17 protein-coding genes are annotated in these 18,572 nt (G+C 62.8%); 6 read left to right on the top strand and 11 right to left on the bottom strand.

Translation table 11 applies throughout. The features are described from left to right. Positions 1–2: 2 nt before the first annotated feature. From AC1Q6D_RS09735 to AC1Q6D_RS09745, 3 genes are read right to left on the bottom strand one after another with little or no spacing between them, the layout of a single operon-like run. Positions 3–800 (bottom strand): CoA-transferase subunit beta, encoded by a 798-nt coding sequence (locus AC1Q6D_RS09735; protein ID WP_103403151.1) that lies wholly within the window; start codon positions 798–800, stop codon positions 3–5. A gap of 12 nt (positions 801–812) precedes the next feature. Beyond that, on the bottom strand, positions 813–1,688 hold the full coding sequence (locus tag AC1Q6D_RS09740; protein ID WP_103403213.1) for a CoA transferase subunit A: 876 nt from the start codon (positions 1,686–1,688) through the stop codon (positions 813–815). Between the two features lie 12 nt (positions 1,689–1,700). Next, entirely contained in the window at positions 1,701–2,591 is an 891-nt protein-coding gene (locus AC1Q6D_RS09745; protein WP_103403152.1) for a VOC family protein, read from the bottom strand. Positions 2,592–2,821: 230 nt separating this feature from the next. Between AC1Q6D_RS09745 and AC1Q6D_RS09750 the strand changes: the two genes are divergently transcribed. Both AC1Q6D_RS09750 and AC1Q6D_RS09755 read left to right on the top strand, forming a co-directional pair. Continuing rightward, positions 2,822–3,994, top strand: a complete 1,173-nt coding sequence (locus AC1Q6D_RS09750; protein WP_103403153.1) for an acyl-CoA dehydrogenase family protein — start codon at positions 2,822–2,824, stop codon at positions 3,992–3,994. Then, complete coding sequence (locus AC1Q6D_RS09755) at positions 3,991–5,181, top strand: acyl-CoA dehydrogenase family protein (protein WP_103403154.1); 1,191 nt, start codon at positions 3,991–3,993, stop codon at positions 5,179–5,181. The genes AC1Q6D_RS09750 and AC1Q6D_RS09755 overlap by 4 nt, the downstream gene beginning before the upstream one ends. 167 nt (positions 5,182–5,348) lie before the next feature. Here the strand turns inward: AC1Q6D_RS09755 and AC1Q6D_RS09760 are convergent, their stop codons facing one another. The 3 genes from AC1Q6D_RS09760 to AC1Q6D_RS09770 are packed head-to-tail and all read right to left on the bottom strand — an operon-like array spanning position 5,349 to position 7,506. After that, entirely contained in the window at positions 5,349–5,978 is a 630-nt protein-coding gene (locus AC1Q6D_RS09760) for a nuclear transport factor 2 family protein (RefSeq protein WP_207291501.1), read from the bottom strand. Between the two features lie 5 nt (positions 5,979–5,983). Further along, the gene (locus AC1Q6D_RS09765) at positions 5,984–6,757 is read right to left on the bottom strand and encodes an SDR family NAD(P)-dependent oxidoreductase (RefSeq protein ID WP_103403156.1); all 774 of its coding nucleotides are present in this window, start codon (positions 6,755–6,757) and stop codon (positions 5,984–5,986) included. A gap of 14 nt (positions 6,758–6,771) precedes the next feature. Continuing rightward, on the bottom strand, positions 6,772–7,506 hold the full coding sequence (locus AC1Q6D_RS09770; RefSeq protein ID WP_103403157.1) for an SDR family NAD(P)-dependent oxidoreductase: 735 nt from the start codon (positions 7,504–7,506) through the stop codon (positions 6,772–6,774). 259 nt (positions 7,507–7,765) lie between these two features. On the opposite strand from AC1Q6D_RS09770, the gene AC1Q6D_RS09775 reads away from it, so the two are divergent. Next, on the top strand, positions 7,766–8,599 hold the full coding sequence (locus AC1Q6D_RS09775) for an alpha/beta fold hydrolase (RefSeq protein ID WP_047529090.1): 834 nt from the start codon (positions 7,766–7,768) through the stop codon (positions 8,597–8,599). 152 nt (positions 8,600–8,751) lie between these two features. On the opposite strand, the gene AC1Q6D_RS09780 is transcribed toward AC1Q6D_RS09775, so the two are convergent. From AC1Q6D_RS09780 to AC1Q6D_RS09800, 5 genes are all read right to left on the bottom strand, one after another. Continuing rightward, a complete protein-coding gene (locus AC1Q6D_RS09780; RefSeq protein ID WP_103403158.1) occupies positions 8,752–9,984 on the bottom strand; it encodes an NADH:flavin oxidoreductase in 1,233 nt (410 codons plus the stop codon). A 73-nt stretch (positions 9,985–10,057) separates the two neighbouring features. Further along, complete coding sequence (locus AC1Q6D_RS09785; RefSeq protein ID WP_103403159.1) at positions 10,058–11,704, bottom strand: DUF1302 domain-containing protein; 1,647 nt, start codon at positions 11,702–11,704, stop codon at positions 10,058–10,060. Between the two features lie 94 nt (positions 11,705–11,798). After that, entirely contained in the window at positions 11,799–13,409 is a 1,611-nt protein-coding gene (locus tag AC1Q6D_RS09790) for a FadD3 family acyl-CoA ligase (protein WP_103403160.1), read from the bottom strand. Between the two features lie 32 nt (positions 13,410–13,441). Then, complete coding sequence (locus AC1Q6D_RS09795) at positions 13,442–14,464, bottom strand: ferredoxin--NADP reductase (RefSeq protein WP_103403161.1); 1,023 nt, start codon at positions 14,462–14,464, stop codon at positions 13,442–13,444. A 79-nt stretch (positions 14,465–14,543) separates the two neighbouring features. After that, positions 14,544–15,731 (bottom strand): acyl-CoA dehydrogenase family protein, encoded by a 1,188-nt coding sequence (locus AC1Q6D_RS09800; protein WP_103403162.1) that lies wholly within the window; start codon positions 15,729–15,731, stop codon positions 14,544–14,546. Between the two features lie 238 nt (positions 15,732–15,969). Between AC1Q6D_RS09800 and AC1Q6D_RS09805 the strand changes: the two genes are divergently transcribed. The 3 genes from AC1Q6D_RS09805 to AC1Q6D_RS09815 all read left to right on the top strand — a co-directional run bounded on the left by AC1Q6D_RS09805 (position 15,970) and on the right by AC1Q6D_RS09815 (position 18,565). Continuing rightward, entirely contained in the window at positions 15,970–16,743 is a 774-nt protein-coding gene (locus tag AC1Q6D_RS09805; protein WP_103403163.1) for a glucose 1-dehydrogenase, read from the top strand. Positions 16,744–16,815: 72 nt separating this feature from the next. Further along, positions 16,816–17,607, top strand: a complete 792-nt coding sequence (locus AC1Q6D_RS09810) for a fumarylacetoacetate hydrolase family protein (RefSeq protein WP_103403164.1) — start codon at positions 16,816–16,818, stop codon at positions 17,605–17,607. A 31-nt stretch (positions 17,608–17,638) separates the two neighbouring features. Next, a complete protein-coding gene (locus AC1Q6D_RS09815) occupies positions 17,639–18,565 on the top strand; it encodes an acetaldehyde dehydrogenase (acetylating) (protein WP_103403165.1) in 927 nt (308 codons plus the stop codon). Positions 18,566–18,572 lie beyond the last annotated feature (7 nt).

Here is an 18,572-nt window from a genome sequence, read left to right on the forward strand (position 1 = left end):
CCTCAGGCCTGACGGATGCCGGGCGGATTGCCCTTGATCGCCGTAGCGCGGTAATCGTGGGGGTCGAGTCGGCGGATCAGGGCCAACTGCTCTTCGGTCGGGTGCACCGTTTCATGCAGTTGCGCCGATTTGAGCAACGGGAAGCCGGTGTTTTGCTGGACCTGCTCGAAGGTCACGCCAGGGTGCAACGAGCGCACCTGCACCGCACGGTCGGGGCCGTCGAAATCGAGCACGCACAGATCGCTGACTACCCAGCGGATGTCCATCAGGTCGCGGCGCGCACCTTCGGGCCAGCGGTCGGCCTTGAAGCCGACGCCGGACACCATGTCCACTTCGCCGCTGACGAACACCCGGCTGTTGTGGCTGGGCACGAAAAACGAGTTCAGGTGGTTGATGCTGTTGCCCGGCAAACCGCGCACGCCGAGGATCGCGGTCTTGGGCTTTTGATAATCGCCCACGCAGGACAGGTTGGTCTGGCCCCAGCGGTCGATCTGGGTCGGGCCGATCATCGCGTGACGGCGACCACCCCAGACACATTCGAAGACCCGCTCGAACGACAGGTAGCCCGAGTAACGCGGCACGTAGTCGCCACGCGGGCCGAGCGGAATCGGCTCTTCGACCAGGAAGGCTTCGCTGTCGGTCATCAGCAGCTCGGGGCTGTGGGTCAGTTTGGCCAGGCTCGCGCCAAGTCGCGGAATCACGCCAAGACCCGAGGCAATCACTTCGCCATTGCCGCGCCAGGCCTCGGAGGCGGCGACGATCATCAGTTCAGCCAGGGTGAAGTCACAGGTTGCAGACATAGTCGCTAATCCTCAGAACACGGGAAGGGGCAAGGCGCCCATGGAGTCGGCACCGCCGTTCTGTGCCTGATAGGCCTGCTCGCCGCCGGCGACGTAGGTCTGCACATAGTCCTGCCAGCCGTTTTCCGCCTGGCTGCTGGCGACATAGCCCTTAAGATGTTTCATGTCCCAGCCGTAATCAGGGGCGCAAGCGGTCGGGTGTGCGCCCAGCGGTGCATGCACCACCCCACTCACCAGATAGCGCTCGAAGGTATTGAACCGAGCTTGCTCGGCGCTCAATGCCAGACGTTCTTCCAGGCGTTCGCAGGAGACGAAACACTGTTGCGCGGCACGGGCGAACAGGTGATCGAAATAAGGGTCCGGGCCGGTCACCAGGGTATTGCCCAGGCGATCGGCGACATTGACATGGACAAAGGCCACATCGAGATTCAACGCCGGCATCGCCAGCAGTACCTCGCCATCGGCATAAGGCGACGCGACGGTCTTGAGTTGCGGATTCAGGCGCATGACGTCAGTCGCCAGACCGCAACGGGTCGGCAGAAATGGCAGGCGCATGCCGGCGGCGCGCAAGCCCCACTGGAACATGCCTTCGTCGAGTTCCAGCAACTCCAGTTCACCGGCCTCGCGGGCCTTGCGGTAATAGGGCTCCAACGGAATGGCGTCGAGCGTGGCGAAACCGAACACCAGTTTCCTGACCTTGCCGGCCGCGCACAGCATGCCCACTTCGGGGCCGCCGTAGGCCACCACGGTCAGGTCCTTGACGTCTGATCGCAGGATCTCGCGCACAATCGCCATCGGCTTGCGCCGTGGCCCCCAACCGCCGAAACCGATGGTCATGCCATCGCGTAATTGAGCGACCGCATCGGCCGCTGTCATTTGTTTATTTATCATGACAATTCCTTACTGTCGGCCGACCGAAAAGTCGTGCCCCCAAATGCTCACGCGGGTGAACTCGAATGCCGAGTGCTCGGCCCAATCGACTTGCAATCCACCAAAGCCGTATTCCAGATCGAATCCCGACGGTGTCTTCATGTAGAAACTGGTCATGCGATCGTTCAGGTGCTGGCCAAGCGTTGCCGACAGGTTCACGTCATGGGCCAGCAACCGGTCATGGGCACGACCGACTTCGGTCATCGAATCCACCTCGACCATCACGTGCACGCAACCTGACGGCACCGGGTATTCGGCCAGCGCCAGGCTGTGATGGCGGGCGTTATGGCAATGCAGGAAGTGAATGCGCACGGGTGGCTTGGACGGATCCGGGCGGAAGTTGAAAATGTCCGACAGCTCGAAACCCAGCACGTCCTTGGCGAACGCCAGCGTGGCGTCGAAGTTCGGTGCCGGCAGCACGGTATGGCCCAGGCCCATGTCGCCGGTGATGAAACGCGGCACACCCTGGGGCGACACAAACGGCAGGCAGTCGGAGCGATGACCCCAACTCAGTTCATGGGTGTTGCCCGACGGATCGGTGACTTTGACCAGTGCCTGGACACCACGCTGATCGATTTCGGCGGGGGTGCCCGGCTGCCATTCAACACCCGCCGCAATCAGGTGTTCGAGGGCCGCCTGGAACGCCGGCTCGCCGGCCAGCTCCCAGCCGGATGCCAGATAACGTGCCTCGCTGCCTTCGACGATCAGCATGCGAAACGGGCGTTCGTCCATTTTTACGTACAGGCCCCCGCCCGGCGCCGCATGCACCTGCATGCCCAGCACGTCCTCGGCATAACGCTGCCACTGACTGAGGTTCTCGATCTGGGAGACGAAATAGCTCAAACCACGAATATCGATCATGCCTAAGTTCTCATTGGCTGAAGGGGGTGCGTGGCGAGCATTGTGCAAAGCGCCGCCCGCCGCTTCATCGTCCGTTGAGACTAAGCACCACCACGGCCTGCGCGCTCCTGCGGGCGAAGAACGATGACGCGGCGCAACCAACTGCCTGCGCACTAGTCCGTTTTAGTGATTCGACAGTCGCCCCGAACAACCCAGACTGCTGCATCCATCCGCCTTGCAGAGACAACCCCATGGAGTTCGCTTTTACCGAAGAACACCTGATGATTCGCGACAGCGCCGAGCGTTTTCTCGCCGCCGTCAGCGATTCCCATGCCGTGCGTGCCGCCATGATTCGCGCGGACGGTTACGACCCCGATGTCTGGCGGCGCATCGGCCTTGAGCTGTGTTGGCCGGCGCTGATGATCCCCGAGCGTTTCGGTGGCATGGGCCTGGGGTTTGTCGAGCTGGCGATTCTGCTGGAACAGAGCGGTCGCTTCCTGTTGGGCTCGCCGCTGTTCGCCACAACCTGCCTGGCCACCCCTGCGCTCCTGGCGGGACACAACACGGCCCTCCAGGAACACTGGCTCAGTGCGATTGCCGCCGGTGAAACCACGGCGACACTGGCGTTCGCCAGTGGCAAAGGCTGGGATGCACGCAGTGTGCAAGCGATTGCCCGGCCCGCTGCCGGCGGCTGCTACCTGAACGGCGTCTACACCCAGGTCATCGACGGGGCACAAGCGGACTTGCTGATCGTCGCTGCGCGCAACCCCGGCAGCGAGGGAGAATCGGGCATCAACCTGTTCGCCGTCGCTGCCGATACGCCGGGAATCCTGTGCACGCCCCTGCCCACCCTGGATCAGACACGCCGCCTTGCACGTATCGAACTGCACGATGTGTTCGTTAACGAGGCGCAAATGCTCTGCGCCCCCGACCAGGGCTGGCCGGTGCTGCGCGAGACCCTTTCGATTGCCGCCGCCGGCCTGGCCGCCGAACAGGTCGGTGGCGCGCAGCAAGTGCTCGACCTGACCCTGGCGTACATTGCCGAACGCCGGCAATTCAACCGCACCATTGCCAGTTTCCAGGCCATAAAGCACCGCTGCGCCGACATGATGCTGCAGGTCGAATGCGCCCGTTCCGCGATCTACTACGCCGCCTGCGTCGTGCAGGAACACCTCGACCCTGAAGGTGATATCGCGGTGGCCAGCGAACTGGCCATGGCTGCCGCGACGGCGAAGATCCATGCCAGCGAAGCATTTTTCCACTGCGCCGCCGAGTCGATCCAGTTGCATGGCGGCGTAGGTTTTACCTGGGAATACGACCCGCACTTGTACTTCAAGCGCGCCCGCGCCAGCGAGCAATTGCTGGGCAGCCCGGCGCTGCATCGTGAACGCATGGCGACACACCTGTTTGGAGAAGACGCATGAAAATCGGTTTCAGCAAGGCCGACGAGGCTTTCCGTCAAGAGGTCGCCCAATGGATGGCCGAGCACCTGAGTGGTGAGTTTGCGTCGTTGCGCTATCGCGGCGGCCCCGGCGACGAGCATAGTTTTCCCGAGGAACGTAAAGCCTGGGAGCGAGAACTCGCCGCAGGTGGCTGGATTGGTCTGGGATGGGCCACAGAGCAGGGTGGGCGAGGACTGAGCATCTGCCAGCAGGTGATTTTCCATGAGGAATACGCCCGGGCCGGCGGCCCCGGACGCATGGGCCACATCGGCGAAGGACTGGTCGGCCCGACCCTGGCCGCCTTCGGCACCCCCGCCCAGCAACAACGCTTGTTGCCCGGCATCCTCACTGGCAGCGAGTTCTGGTGCCAGGGCTATTCCGAGCCCGGCGCCGGTTCCGACCTGGCGAACGTGCAAACCCGGGCCAGGCTCGATGACACGGGCGAACACTGGCTTATCAGCGGCCAGAAAGTCTGGACCTCGCTGGCGCACGAAGCCGATTGGTGTTTCGTGCTGGCGCGCACAGAGTCCGGAAGCCAAGGTCATCATGGCCTGTCATTCCTGCTGGTGCCGATGGCCCAGGCGCAGATCCGCGTGCAGCCGATCCAGCAATTGACAGGCACCAGCGAGTTCAACGAAGTGTTTTTCGATCAGGCAGTAACCCGCGCCGATAACCTGATCGGCCAACCGGGCGACGGCTGGAAAATCGCCATGGCCCTGCTCGGCTTCGAACGCGGTGTCTCGACGCTGGGCCAACAGATGCAATTTCAAAACGAACTCGATGAAATCATCCGCATCGCCCGCTCCAATGGCGCCTCGCGCGACCCATTGCTGCGCCAGCGCATCGCACAGGCGTGGTCGGGACTGAAGGTGTTGCGCTACAACTCGCTGCGCATGCTCTCCGGTCCGCAGGATGGCAGTCTCAAGCGCGAAGCCATGATCTACAAACTGGCCTGGTCCACCTGGCACTCGGATCTTGGGAAACTGGCGATGGATGTGTTGGGCGACGAGGCAGAAATCCTCGAGGGCGCGCCTTACCAGCTGAGCCGTTTGCAGTCGCTATTCCTGTTCACCCGCTCCGACACGATTTATGGCGGCAGTAACGAGATACAGCGCAATATCATTGCCGAACGGGCGCTGGGGATGCCGCGGGAGACGCGGTCTGTCTGAATACCCGCGTTGCCCTGGCGTTTTTCGCGAGCAGGCTCGCTCCTACGACTTCCCACTGTAGGAGCGAGCTTGCTCGCGATATTCGGCAACGATGACGCGGGCTGTCTGAATGCCCGCGTTGTCCTGGCGTTTTTCGCGAGCAGGCTCGCTCCTACGCAGGGGCGAAGTCAGCGAACCCGAATCTTCGGGTCACCTGCCCCGCGTCGCAGCGTCGCAAGAAACCCCTCCAACGGCGCCGGCTCGGCAATTTCCGGCAACGCTTCCTTGTCCGGCCGTTTCGCCCAGAACGTATCCCAGGACGGGAACAGTTCGTGGAAGGTACCGGCATAGGGCTCGCGCCCCGGCCAGCGCATTTTCAAGCCGCCGATCGGTGGCTTGTTCAGGTCGGTTGCATACCAGTAGCACGGCAGGCGACGACGGAAACACCAGCGCCCATCAATCCGCTCGTAGTCGTCCCAGTACAGCATCTGCATGATCACCCACTCGGGGCCCGTCTCATGCTCGTTCTTGGAATAGACCACGCCCGTGGCGTGATCCGGGTCACTGAACTCGATAATGTGCTGGCCCAGGTGATGGGACGTGCCGTGAAACTGCTTGCGCATGGTTTCGTCCAGCCAGGCCTTGAGGTGCGCCCGACCGCTCTTGTCACGCCCCACGCGCACATCCGGGGCGAAACAGTTGGCCATGGCGTCCATGTCACGCATATCCAGGGCCAGCGCGTATTTGCCGGCCAGTTGACGGATCGCGTCCAGCGACTCCAGGCGGTCGATGCGCTCAAGCAGCGCGGCGGATTCCAGGCCCATCAGTCGAACACCGTGTACAGGTCGGAACCACGTCCGCCGTCGACCGCCAGACTGGCGCCGGTGACATAGGAGGCCTCGTCGCTGGCCAGGAACAAAATGGCGTTCGCCAGCTCCACCGGCAGGCCGACCCGTTTCATCGGGATGACTTTTTCGGTGTTGGCACGGGCCTTCTTGTCGCCGAGCATGCCGGCGGTCGCCGGGGTATCGACCACGCCCGGGATGATCACGTTGCAACGGATGTTGTGCGGCGCGCCTTCGCTGGCCGCCGCGCGGCTGAAGTTGATCACTGCCGCCTTGGCCGCCGAGTAACCGGCCATCTGCGCGGTTCCGAACAGCCCGCAGATCGAGGCGATGTTGACAATCGAACCGCCGCCCTGCTCTTTCATCAGGCGCATCGCCGTGCGCGTGCCGAAGAAGGTGCCATCGACGGTGGTGGCGAAGTTGGCGTGCCAGTCGGCGGTGGTCATGTTGTCGATGTCGCCCCAGGTGTAGGCCATCGCATTATTGACCAGGATGTCCAGACGTCCGTGACGTTGTGCAGTGGCTTGCAGTGCACTGACGTAGGCTTGCTCGTCGCTGACATCGGCGACGGCGATTTCAGCCTGGCCGCCGAAGCCGAGAATTTTTTCCTGCACACCCTGCAGTGGCTCAACGCGGCGCCCGCACAGCACCACAGTAGCGCCCTCCTCGGCAAACCGCAGTGCGGTGGCTTCGCCGATGCCGGAACCAGCGCCGGTCACGAAGGCGATTTTTCCCTGTAAACGCTTGCTCATCAGTCACTCTCCGATCAGATAAAGGCCATGCCGCCGTTGACGGCAACGTTCTGGCCGGTCATGAAACTGGCGTCTTCGCTCGCGAGGAACACCGCAACACGGGCGATTTCGTCCGTCTCGCACATGCGGCCCAACGGCACGTTTTTCAGCAGCGCTTGCATGTAGTCGTCAGGAATGCCGGCCATCATTGGTGTATTGGTCGGTCCCGGCACCAGGGTGTTGACGCGAATACCGCTGGCGGCCAGTTCTCGGGCGATCGAGCGGGTCAGGCCCATCACCCCGGCTTTCGAGGCGCAGTAGTGGCTAGGACCGTCGCCAGTCAGCGCGGCGGTGCTGGAGAGGTTGATGATCGCTCCTTTGCGTCCACCCTTGATCATCAGCCTGGCGCCTTCGCGACAGCACAGGAAGGTGCCGCCCAGGTTCACGCCGATCACCCGCGCCCAGCTCTCGTCAGGGGTTTCAAGGAAGCTGTCCAGTGCGCCGACGCCCGCGTTGTTGACCAGGATGTCGAGGCCGCCGAAGTGCTGCTCGGCCTGGCCCATGGCATCGGCCACGGAAGCGCTTTCACCAACGTTGCAAGCCAGGGCCAGGACTTTGTCGCCCAGGTCCGCAAGACTCTCGGCCAGCGCAATCTGGTTGAGGTCGACCGCCACCACCTTGGCGCCTTCGGCGACAAATCCACGCACAATGGCCTGGCCCATGCCCTGCGCGGCACCGGTCACGAACGCCACTTTATCGAGTAACTTCATAGCAATCTCCGAATGGACGAATACGCTGCGGCCCGCTGCCCTTGCAGTGGAGCCGTCCCCTGCATGATTAGCGGCAAGTGCCTGGCCACACATCGTCCGATGAGACTATCGCCGCGTGGTCTGAACGGACGATGTGATCCCTCCCGTCAACGCCCAGCATTGGCAGGGTGCGCACCTCGCCAGGCGCTGCATCCCCTTCAATCTGCTACGGCGCCTGGCGCGGCTGTGCTTCATGAATCCGCAGACAATGGAGAACCCCATGAATCAACCCGTAGACCTGCCCCTGCCCGTGGGCCATTACGCAACGCTGCCCAACGGGTTGCGCCTGCATTACCTGGATGAGGGCACGGGCCCCGTGGTGCTGTGGCTGCATGGCAGCGGCCCGGGCGCCAGTGGCTACAGTAATTTCAAGGGTAACTATCCGCAGTTCGTCGCTGCCGGTTACCGCAACCTCGTGCTCGACCTTCCGGGTTTCGGCCGCTCGGACAAACCCGAAGACGTACAGTACAACCTGGATTTTTTCGTCGACTGCGTGGCGGCCTTCCTGGAATCCGTCGGCGTGAAGCGCTGCACGCTACTGGGTAACTCATTGGGTGGTGCGATTGCCCTGGGCCTGGCCCTGCGCCTGCCGCAATTGCCCCAGAGTCTGATCCTGCTGGCACCTGGCGGTGTCGAGGAGCGGGAAACCTACTTCAAGATGGAAGGCATCGTGCGCATGGTCAGCCTGTTCAGCGCCGGGCCCATTGGCATGGAAGAAATGCGCAACATGATGCGTCTGCAGTTGTTCGACGATTCGATCCTGCCGGAAAGCCTGCTGCAAGAACGCGTGGCGGTGGCCGTGACTCAACCGAAGAACCTGTTCAGCACGATGATGGTGCAGAACATGGAGTCGCGCCTGGGCGAGATTCAGTGCCCGATCTTCGGTTTCTGGGGCAACAACGATCATTTCAACCCGGTCAGCGGCGCCCAGCGCATCATCGATGGCGCAGCGAATGCCCGGTTCATCGTGCTCAACCGCTGCGGGCATTGGGTCCAGGTGGAACACCGCGAATTGTTCAACCGCAGCTGCATCGACTTCCTGCAGAACGGTTGAAACCCGTGGCGACGCGGTTTGATAAAGACGCCGCGGTATCTGGTTCGTTGTAGGAGCGAGGCTTGCCCGCGAACAGGACGATGCGGTGTCCCTGTGTCACCGCGTTATCGTTCCAGCCGGACAAGGCTCGCTCCTGCAACCAGGGCTCGATTTCAGGCCCCCGCCGCCGGCAGACGGTTCAATTCGGCATCACCGGGCTTACCCAGTACGCAGGAGGTGCCACCGGGCGTGTACATCATCGCCACGCAGCGGTTGCAGGCGGTGCAGATCGAATCGCGGCTGGTGCCACTGGCGAGCTTGTTGACATAGTCATTCTCGGCCAGCAATACCCGGCCCATGGCGACCAGATCGAACCCCTCGGCCATGATCGTCTCGATACTCGCCAGGCTCTTGGCGCCGCCCAGATAGGCCAGCGGCATCTTCACCGCCGCCCGCACCTTGCGCGCATGTTCCAGCAGATACAGCTCGCGGAATTCCACGGTCGGTTCCTTGCGGCGCTGGATGGCCATCGCCAGGGCAATGATCTTGTTCTTCTGCTGTACGCGGTTTTCCTTGGGGAACGAGGAGCCGAACATGGTGGTGATCGACTCGGCGTTCATCCCCGCGCTGAGCACCAGCAAGTGGGCGCCCTCCTGCTCCAGCATGCGGGCGATCTTCGCCCCGTCTTCGGCACTGTTACCGGCGCGAACACCTTCGGTGACGCTGTACTTGCAGATCACCGCCATCTCATGACCGACCGCATCCAGCACCGCGCGCAACACCCGGCGCGGAAAACGCAGGCGGTTTTCCAGGCTGCCGCCGTACTGGTCTCGACGCTTGTTGTACATCGGCGAAATGAACTGGCTGAGCAAATAGCCGTGGCCCATGTGGATTTCCACCGCATCGAAACCGGCCTGGCGTGCCAGACGCGCGCCCTGCGCGAAGTCGCGTACCACCTGTTGCATGTCAGCCTCGTTCATCGCTTGCTTGAGGAACATGCCACTCATCAAGCCGATCTTGTTGAAGCCGCCGCTGGCCGACAGCGGACGCTTGGTCGAACGTTCACGGATAAAGGTAAAGCAGCCGCCGTGGGTGATTTGCGCGCTGGCCAGGCCACCGGCTTCATGCACGCCGTCGGTCAGGGCCTTGAAATGCGGCAGGCTGGCCTGGGTCAGGGTCAATTGGTTGGGCAAGGTACGGCCATCGTTGCTCACCGCGCAGTAGGCCACGGTCGTCAGGGCGATACCGCCTGCGGCCAGGGCCGAGTGCAACTTGACCAACTGCCTGGAAGGCACGCCCTGGGCACTCATGCCCTCATTGGTGGCGGACTTGATAAAGCGGTTTTTCAGGGTCAGCGGGCCAATCGCAATCGGGCTGAACGGTGACGGGGTCGGACGAGGGTTCATGAGATGCCTCTCTTTATTGTTATCAGGCTACGAACGCAGGCTGCGTCGCCTCATCGCGACGCAGCCCTGTTCATCAGAAGGTGTACTTGGCGTTGAGCGACAGGTAATCGCGGTCAGCCAGCAGCCGGCCTTGGGCGACGTCAGGCGAACTCAGGTAGGCGACATAGGTCATGCCGATCTGGAAGTTGCCCAGATACTTGAAGTCACCGCCCACGGTCAGACGCTTCTCGTCGCGCCCCAGCCCCTGATAGGCGCTGCCGTCGACGTTCTGCGTCCATACCACTTTGGTGCTGAGGTCCAGGCCGTTGGCAATGGACGGGTAGTCCATGTAGGCGCCCACGCCGAACAGGGTCGAACCGCGGGTCTGAGTCTTCGATTCGAATTCATCGAAGGTACCGTCCACGCCGGGGCCTCCGCCGGTGATTGTCAGGCTGTCCACCCCGGCGATGCGCTGATGCACCACTTCGCCCATGAAGGTCGTCTGCTGGGCCAGCAAGCTTGGGCCGAGGATGTACGACGCGTTGAGGTTGCCTTGCCAGATTTGCCCGGTGGTCGGCGAGCCGTTGTTCAGGTAGACCGAGGCGCCGTCGCGGTAGCTCAGGTCACCGGCGTACTGCACCGAATCGCCGACCTTGGAGCTGAAGCTGATGCCGGTGAGCTTGACGTCTTCGAAGTAGCCCAGGCGATAGATCGGCGCGGTGCCGTCATGGCCAATGCTCTTGAGCGATGAATATTGGGTGTTGCCGGTGAAGTCGAAGAACAACGAGCCGATGCGCTCGTTATAGCGGTAATGGAAAAGCCCCACCTCGGTGTTCTCGGTGACCCGGTAACGCACGCCAACGCCCCATTGGCCGCTGTCGCTGGGGTCTTTCTCACCGCCATAACCGACCGCCACACCGCTCGGCAAGCGGTCGACCTGCCCACGACCCAGACGAAAGAATTCGGCACCGGGACCAAAGGTATCGCTGCCGAAATAATCCCCCACCGGGTTCAGTTCAGTCTTTTCCCACTCGTACTGGTAGTAGCCCACCAGCGCCAGGTCTTCATTCAGCGACCAGGAGCCCGACACCTGTCCCACCGGCAGGTAGGAGTCCTTGGCTTCGGTGCCGGGCACGTTGAACTTGGTGGCATCCACCGGGGCCTGCCCCTGGCTGATGTTGGGCCAGAACAGGCTCTCGCCCCAGGCCACCAGATGTCGCCCGGCCTTGAGCGACAAGTACTGTGTCTCGCCCATTTCAAAGTTGCCATACACATAGGCATCCAGCAGGCGCGCGGTGCTGCCGCTCTGCCTTCTGGTTTCATCACTGAAGCCATCGTTGTGTCCCAACTTGTTCACTGTGTCCGGTGAGTCGTTGGCATTGCGCTGGTGATAGACGTCGTCATAGAAATCACTCCCGCGCAGCACCGCGCCGAGGTTGTCATGCTTGAGCAACAACTCGCCGAACAGGCTCAGACGGTTGTTGATCAAGGAGCCGCGCTTGAAGTTGCGCGTGCCGTCGTCGTTGTTCAGGTCGTTGAGATATTGATTGGCCTGTTTGGCGGTGCGCATGGAAGCGGTGTAGTTGACCGTCAGCGCCGATTCCAGTGTGGTGTTTTCTCCCAGTTCGATCGTCGGCGCAGCGTGGGCCGAGGCACCGGCAACGGTAATGGTCGCAGCCAACAGGCTGCGTCCTCTCCACAGATTTGCTGAATGGCGGACAACCGTATTTCGCGTAAGCATGCTCCTCTCCTTTTTGTTGTTTTGTGCTTGTGTCATCGCAGCATGAAAAGAACCGCCGCCGCGCACATCGTCCATTTGGCGAGATGGGGCCGCTTTACGCCTGGGTGCTGCCCACCAGCGCGCGCAGTTCGTTTTTTGCCACCTTGCTCGAGGGGTTCAATGGCAAGGCGTCGAAGAAACGCACTTGGCGCGGCACCTTGTAATTGGCCATTTGCTCGCGGCTCCAGGCGATCAGTTGAGCCTCATCGAGCACTTGACCTTCGCGCAGCACCACGCAGGCACAGCCGACCTCGCCCATGCGTTCGTCGGCGATACCGATCACCGCCACCTGGGCAATCGCCGGGTGTTTGATCAGCGCCGCTTCGATTTCCGCCGGGTAGCAGTTGAAACCGCCAACAATGAACATGTCCTTCAAGCGATCGGTGATGATCAGGTTGCCCGCCTCGTCCAGGCGCCCGACATCGCCGGTGTGCAGCCAGCCTTCGGCGTCGATGGCTTCGCGGGTCGCTTCGGGGTTCTGGAAGTAGCCCTGCATGACGTGGAAGCCGCGCAGGCAAATCTCGCCGGTCTGCCCTGGTTCCAGCGCCAGGTTATGCGGATCGCGGATGCTCACTTCGGTGCCGGCAATCGGCCGTCCGCTGGTGCCGGCGATCACCTGCGCCGAGTCCCGGGGATCGCAGATGGTCGCCAGCCCTCCGCACTCGGTGAGTCCGTAGGCGGTGGTGACCACGGCAAATCCCAACTCGTTGCGCATGCGCTCGATCAGACTTGGCGGAATGCTGGCCGAGCCGGTCACGGCGATGCGCAGGCTCGACAGATCGGTTTGCTTGAGTCGGGGATGGGCCAGCAGCGACAGGTAAAGGGTCGGCGCACCGGGCAGTACGCTGATGCGCTCGCGGGCGATGCGCTCGAACACCGCTTCTGCGTCGAACACCGCGTGGGGCAGGATGGTCGCGCCGCCGATCAGGCAGGTCAGCCATCCGGCCTTGTAGCCAAAGGCATGGAAGAACGGATTGACGATCAGGTAACGATCGCCCGGCACCAGGCCAATGACCTTGACGTATTCGGTGAAGGCCCGCAGGTTCTGGCCGTGGCCGCTCATCACACCTTTGGGCTTGCCGGTGGTGCCGGAGGTGAACAACAGATCGCACATGGTCTCGGGGCCGACCGCCAGCGCACGGCGCCTGGCACTGTCGGCATCGATGGTCGCCGCGCCCAGCAAGAACTGCGCAAGGGTGAGGTCCGAAGACCGGGCAGGCGTTTCACCCTCGACAATGATCAGGTGTTCCAGGCTGGCCGGCCGATGCGGTGCCAGCAGCGCCGGGTAGTCGACATCAAGAAAACGTTGCTGGACGAACAACACCCGGCAACCGCTGCGCTCCAGCACATCGGCGGCCTCCGGGCCCTTCATGCGAGTATTGATCGGCACCAGCACTGCACCGGCGCACTGGATGCCAAGTGCTGCGAGGATCCAGTCAGCGCTGTTGGGCGCCCAGACACCAACCCGGTCACCCGCCTGGATGCCCAGTGCCATCAAGCCCCTGGTGAATTCCAGGACACGCTCGGGCAAGCGGGCATAGTCGATACGTTGGCCGTTTTCCTCGATGGCTGTGCGACCGGCGAAGCGTTCGGCACTGCTGAAGAGCAACTGGGCCAGGGTGACAGGGGCTGCGCTCAAAGGCGCAAGGTTCAGGCTCTGATTCATCGTAGGCTCTGGCTTGGCATCATTCAGGGACGTCATTCGGGAAAACGGATATGCAGTTGCGCGGTGGTCGGCACAGCCTGGCAGGCCAGGATCCAGCCTTCGGCCAGATCGCCCGCGTCCAGCGCATCGTTGTGCAGCAGCTCGACATCACCGCTTTCCAGCTTGCACATGCATGAGGCGCAGCCACCGACACGGCAGGCGGCGGGTGGATTGAGGCCGGCACGCTCCATGGCGGCCAGGACCGTTTCGCCACTGTCGCAGCCCAGTTGATAGTCCTGGCCATCCAGGCGCACCTCCAGCCTTGCGGCCACGGCGGCTTCGCTGCTGCTGATTGGCGGCTGTTCGCCTTCGCCGGGCAGCGACACGAAGCGCTCGACATGCACTCGGCCATCCGGCATGCCCAAGTCACCGAGGGCGCTGACGACTGCGTCCATGAACGGCGCTGGTCCGCAAATGAACGCGTGGGCATCGACAAACGGCCGCGCCAGTTCGCACAGTTGTCCGACACTCGGCACGCCCTGGACCGAGTCGAGCCAATGGACGATTTGCAAGCGTTGCGGATGGGCGCTGGCCAGGGCCTTGAGCTCATCCTTGAAAATCACCGAGTCTTCATCACGGTTGGCGTAGATCAACAGGATGCGACCGGTTCCCGCGAGCAACGCCGAACGCAGGATCGACAGCACCGGCGTCACACCGCTGCCGCCGCCGAACAGCAATAAGTCGCTGTCCAGGTTGCGTGGCACGAACACACCGGCCGGTGGCAGCACCTCCAGCGCCTCGCCCGCCTGGAGCTCTTCGCACAGCCAGTTGGAAGCACGTCCCTGATGCACACGCTTGACCGTCACCCGCAGCGGCTCATCGAGCAACGGCGTGCTGGACAATGAGTAACACCGAGGCAGCCAGCCGTCCTCGAAAGGAACGCGCAGTGTCAGGAACTGGCCGGGTTGATAACGAAAGCGTTCAGCCAGATGTTCAGGCACGTCGAAAACCAGGGAGCGCGCATCGGCGGTTTCCTCGATCACGCGTGCCACGCGCAGGGCAAAGTAATTGTTCATAGGTCAGGTACTCATGACCACCTGCCCGCATGCCGCGGACAGGTGCAAACCCAGGGGTATCGAAACGGGCGGCGAGGCCTCAGACGTAAGGGTCCGGGTTGGGCAAGCCCAACATCACGGCGCCATAGCTGCGCCCGTAAGCCATGTAGTTGTTCGCAATGTGCCCGCGCGCCTGGTGCAGGTCGCGGAACAGCCGCGCTACCGGGTTGGTGTTGTACAACCCCGAGGCAGCCATGCTGCGCAGCAGGTCGTTGACCCGATCGGCGCAGATGTTGGTCACGTAGGCCGACTGGTAGCGGTACAGCAGGCGGGTCTCGGTGTCCGGGTACTCGCCGGCCCGGGCCAGCGTCATCAGGTGCTCGTAGTTGCGCTCCAGCACCAGGCGCAGACTGTCGACGGTGATCATGGCTTCGGCCACCGCCGTTTGCGCCACCGGATCGTCAGCGGTGCGGGCGCCGTGTTTGCCGATGTGTTTGGCGGCGTTTTCGCGGAACTCGTTGATCGCACCTTGCAGGGCGCCGATGGCCGAGGTCGACACCGCACGGGAGAACACCTGGGCAAAGGGAATCGCATAGATCGGATTGGTATTGACCAGGCGTCCGGGGGTCGCTTCGAGGGTCCAGTTGTTAGTACGTTGCACACGATGGGCCGGGACGAACGCATCCTCGACCACGATGTCGTGGCTACCGGTGCCGCGCAGGCCCAGCACGTCCCAGTTGCGCTCGATCTGGTAATCGCTACGGGGCAACAGGAAGGTGCCATGCTCGGCGGCATAGTCGCCATCGGGCGGCAGGATACCGCCGAGGAGTATCCATTGGCAGTGTTCGCTGCCGCTCGAGAAACTCCAGCGCCCGCTGATGCGGTAACCGCCCTCCACCACCGTGACTTTGGCCGCCGGCATATAGGTCGAGCAGATCAACGTGCTGTGGTCGTCGGCCCAGACTTCGCGTTGTGCCTCGATCGGATAACGCGCCAGCTGCCAGGGGTGCACCCCCATCACGCCGTAGATCCAGGCCGTGGACATGCAACCCTCGGCCAGGATGGTCTGGATTTCGAAGAAGGTGCGCGGGTCCACTTCATAACCACCGAATGCCCGTGGCTGCAAGGCTCGCAGCAGACCGGCGGCCTGCAATTGCGCAACGCTTTCTTCAGGCACCTTCAAGTCCTTTTCGGCCTGCGCCGTACGTGCCTTGAGTGCCGGCACAAGGCTGCGTGCACGTTCAAGCAGATCACGTTCGTCCTGGGTCTTTTCTCGCATGCTGTGCATCACTCAATTCTCCCGATCTCACTGCGCCACTGCGCGAACTGTGATGGATCATCGGGTTGAGCGAGCAATCATTCATCGTCAAAGCGGACTAGGGCGTGCGAGCCGGTGACACCCTGCTTATATGGGGCTAGGAGCGATGATGCGGCCGCCGCGGCGCTAGTCCGTTGAGACGATGCCTTGCCCGGCCACCACAGCGATAGTGAACCCATCTATAGCCGACCCCACGGAGCAAGGGCCCATGAGTATTTTGCAGCGTTTCCACCTGGACGGCAGCGTCGCCATCGTCACCGGCAGCGGCCGTGGCATTGGTCGAGCGATTGCCCTGGCGTATGCCGAAGCGGGCGCCGATGTGGTGTGCTCGGCACGCTCGCTGGACGAGGTGCAGGCGGTGGCCGAGGAGGTGCGCAACTTTGGTCGGCGCGCCCTGGCCGTCGCCTGCGACGTCAACGATGCCGAGCAGCGCCGGATACTGGTTCGCCAGAGCGTCGAGCAGATGGGCCGAATCACCCATCTGGTCAACAACGTGGGCGGCGGCGGGCCGAATGATCCGCTGGAAATGACGCCCGAAGACTTTGCCCAGGTGCTGAATTTCAACGTCGCCACCACCTACGCCTTCTGCCAGTTGTGTGTCCCGCTGATGCGCGAGGCCGGTGGCGGCAACATCATCAATATCAGCTCGGTGGCGGCGCGTTACGCCCAGCGCCATTTCAGCGCCTACGGCACGGCCAAGGCGGCCCTCAGCCACCTGACCCGTCTGCTGGCCCAGGACTTTGCTCCGCAGATCCGGGTCAACGCTGTCGCCCCGGGCCCCACCCTGACCGAAGCACTCAACGGCGTAATGCCGACGACCATGCGCCAGGTCATGGAAACCAACACCCCGCTCAAATGCCTCGGAACCCCGCAAGACATCGCCGCCGCCGCACTCTATCTGGCCAGCCCTGCTTCGGCCTGGGTGACCGGCAAGATCATCGATGTCGATGGCGGTGCCGACTCGTCGGTCTGGCCCGGCTGAACCGACACCTTTGCGCCTGCACCGGTTTGCTGTCGGGGCAGGCTTTTTTTCCTGCCATCTGGAGCCCTCACCATGGATGCCCATTTGATCACCGCGCTCGGTGATGAACTGTTCAACGCCTTGCGCAATCGCCAGACACTCGCGCCCCTGACCCGTCGCTATCCAGCGATCACCCTGGAGCAGGCCTATCGGATTTCCCTGCAGTTCCTGAAACGCCGCGAAGCCCTCGGCGAACGGGTGATCGGCAAGAAAATCGGGGTCACCAGCCGCGCCGTGCAGGAGATGCTCGATGTCCACCAACCGGACTTCGGCTTCCTGACCAATGCCATGCAAGTCGAGGTCGCCAGCGATGTCAGCCTGGCTCGCTACAACCTGATCCAGCCCCGTGCCGAAGGCGAAATCGCCTTTATCCTGGGTGAAGACTTACAGGGCCCGGGGATCAGCGCCGAGGACGTGCTGGCCGCTACCCAATCGGTGGCGCCCTGCTTCGAGATCGTTGATTCGCGAATTGACGACTGGCAGATCCGCATCCAGGACACCGTGGCCGATAACGCCTCGTGCGGTGTATTCGCCCTCGGGACACATCGCATCGACCCGCGAGAGCTGGACCTGGCCGTCGTACACATGCAGCTGCTCAAGAACGGTCAGCCGGCGGGCTCGGGCCTGGGTTCGGCGGTGCAAGGTCACCCTTGCGCGGCGGTGGCCTGGCTGGCCAATACCCTGGGCGAGCTGGGCATCCCCTTTCGTCGCGGCGAAATCATTCTCTCGGGCGCCCTCGCGCCGCTGGTGCCTGTGGTCGCCGGAGACCATATCAGCCTGACCATGAGCGGGTTGGGCGAAGCCAGCCTGCGCTTTGTCCCTTGAACCACCCTTCCCTCCACTGGAGCCAGAAACCATGAGCAAAAAGATCAAATGCGCGCTGATCGGGCCGGGCAATATCGGCACCGACCTGCTGTACAAGCTGATGCGCAGCGAAGTGCTGGAACCGGTATGGATGGTCGGCATCGACGCCACTTCCGAAGGTTTGGCGCGGGCTCGCGAGCTGGGCCTGAAAACCACCGCCGATGGCGTTGACGGTCTGTTGCCACACGTCATTGAAGACGAGATCCAGATCGCCTTCGACGCCACCTCGGCCTATGTGCACGCGCAGAACTCGCGCAAGCTCAACGCCCTGGGCGTGTTGATGATCGACCTGACCCCGGCGGCCGTCGGCCCCTATTGCGTGCCACCCGTCAACCTCAAGGCCCAATTGGGGCGGGGTGTGATGAACGTCAACATGGTCACCTGTGGTGGCCAGGCCACCATTCCGCTGGTGGCGGCAGTGTCCAGCGTGCAGCCGGTCGACTACGCGGAAATCATCGCCACTGCCGCTTCCAAATCGGTCGGCCCCGGCACCCGGAAAAACATCGATGAGTTCACCCGCACGACCGCCAGCGCGGTGGAAAAGGTCGGCGGCGCAAAGAAAGGCAAGGCGATCATCATCATCAACCCTGCCGAGCCGCCACTGATCATGCGCGACACCGTGCATTGCCTGACCGCCAGCGAACCCGACCAGCCGGCCATCACCGCCGCCATCGAGGCGATGATCAAACAGGTGCAGCGCTACGTCCCCGGCTACAAACTGGTCAACGGCCCGGTGTTCGACGGCAATCGCGTGTCGATCTTCATGGAAGTCGAAGGCCTGGGCGACTACCTGCCCAAGTACGCTGGCAACCTGGACATCATGACCGCTGCGGCAGCGCGCACCGCCGAGATGTTCGCCGAGGAAATCCTCAAGGGCGACTTGGTACTGCAAGCCACCGCCCAACCCGCCCACGCATAAGGAGTCG

The sequence above is a fragment of the Pseudomonas sp. MT92 genome, from assembly GCF_058792515.1.

What these genes read in the sequence shown, in the direction of transcription:
- AC1Q6D_RS09735 (WP_103403151.1), bottom strand. Translation starts at nt 800, where the DNA reads ATGTCTGCAACCTGTGACTTCACCCTGGCTGAACTGATGATCGTCGCC.
- AC1Q6D_RS09745 (WP_103403152.1), bottom strand. Translation starts at nt 2,591, where the DNA reads ATGATCGATATTCGTGGTTTGAGCTATTTCGTCTCCCAGATCGAGAAC.
- AC1Q6D_RS09750 (WP_103403153.1), top strand. Translation starts at nt 2,822, where the DNA reads ATGGAGTTCGCTTTTACCGAAGAACACCTGATGATTCGCGACAGCGCC.
- AC1Q6D_RS09755 (WP_103403154.1), top strand. Translation starts at nt 3,991, where the DNA reads ATGAAAATCGGTTTCAGCAAGGCCGACGAGGCTTTCCGTCAAGAGGTC.
- AC1Q6D_RS09765 (WP_103403156.1), bottom strand. Translation starts at nt 6,757, where the DNA reads ATGAGCAAGCGTTTACAGGGAAAAATCGCCTTCGTGACCGGCGCTGGT.
- AC1Q6D_RS09770 (WP_103403157.1), bottom strand. Translation starts at nt 7,506, where the DNA reads ATGAAGTTACTCGATAAAGTGGCGTTCGTGACCGGTGCCGCGCAGGGC.
- AC1Q6D_RS09775 (WP_047529090.1), top strand. Translation starts at nt 7,766, where the DNA reads ATGAATCAACCCGTAGACCTGCCCCTGCCCGTGGGCCATTACGCAACG.
- AC1Q6D_RS09780 (WP_103403158.1), bottom strand. Translation starts at nt 9,984, where the DNA reads ATGAACCCTCGTCCGACCCCGTCACCGTTCAGCCCGATTGCGATTGGC.
- AC1Q6D_RS09785 (WP_103403159.1), bottom strand. Translation starts at nt 11,704, where the DNA reads ATGCTTACGCGAAATACGGTTGTCCGCCATTCAGCAAATCTGTGGAGA.
- AC1Q6D_RS09790 (WP_103403160.1), bottom strand. Translation starts at nt 13,409, where the DNA reads ATGAATCAGAGCCTGAACCTTGCGCCTTTGAGCGCAGCCCCTGTCACC.
- AC1Q6D_RS09795 (WP_103403161.1), bottom strand. Translation starts at nt 14,464, where the DNA reads ATGAACAATTACTTTGCCCTGCGCGTGGCACGCGTGATCGAGGAAACC.
- AC1Q6D_RS09800 (WP_103403162.1), bottom strand. Translation starts at nt 15,731, where the DNA reads ATGCACAGCATGCGAGAAAAGACCCAGGACGAACGTGATCTGCTTGAA.
- AC1Q6D_RS09805 (WP_103403163.1), top strand. Translation starts at nt 15,970, where the DNA reads ATGAGTATTTTGCAGCGTTTCCACCTGGACGGCAGCGTCGCCATCGTC.
- AC1Q6D_RS09810 (WP_103403164.1), top strand. Translation starts at nt 16,816, where the DNA reads ATGGATGCCCATTTGATCACCGCGCTCGGTGATGAACTGTTCAACGCC.
- AC1Q6D_RS09815 (WP_103403165.1), top strand. Translation starts at nt 17,639, where the DNA reads ATGAGCAAAAAGATCAAATGCGCGCTGATCGGGCCGGGCAATATCGGC.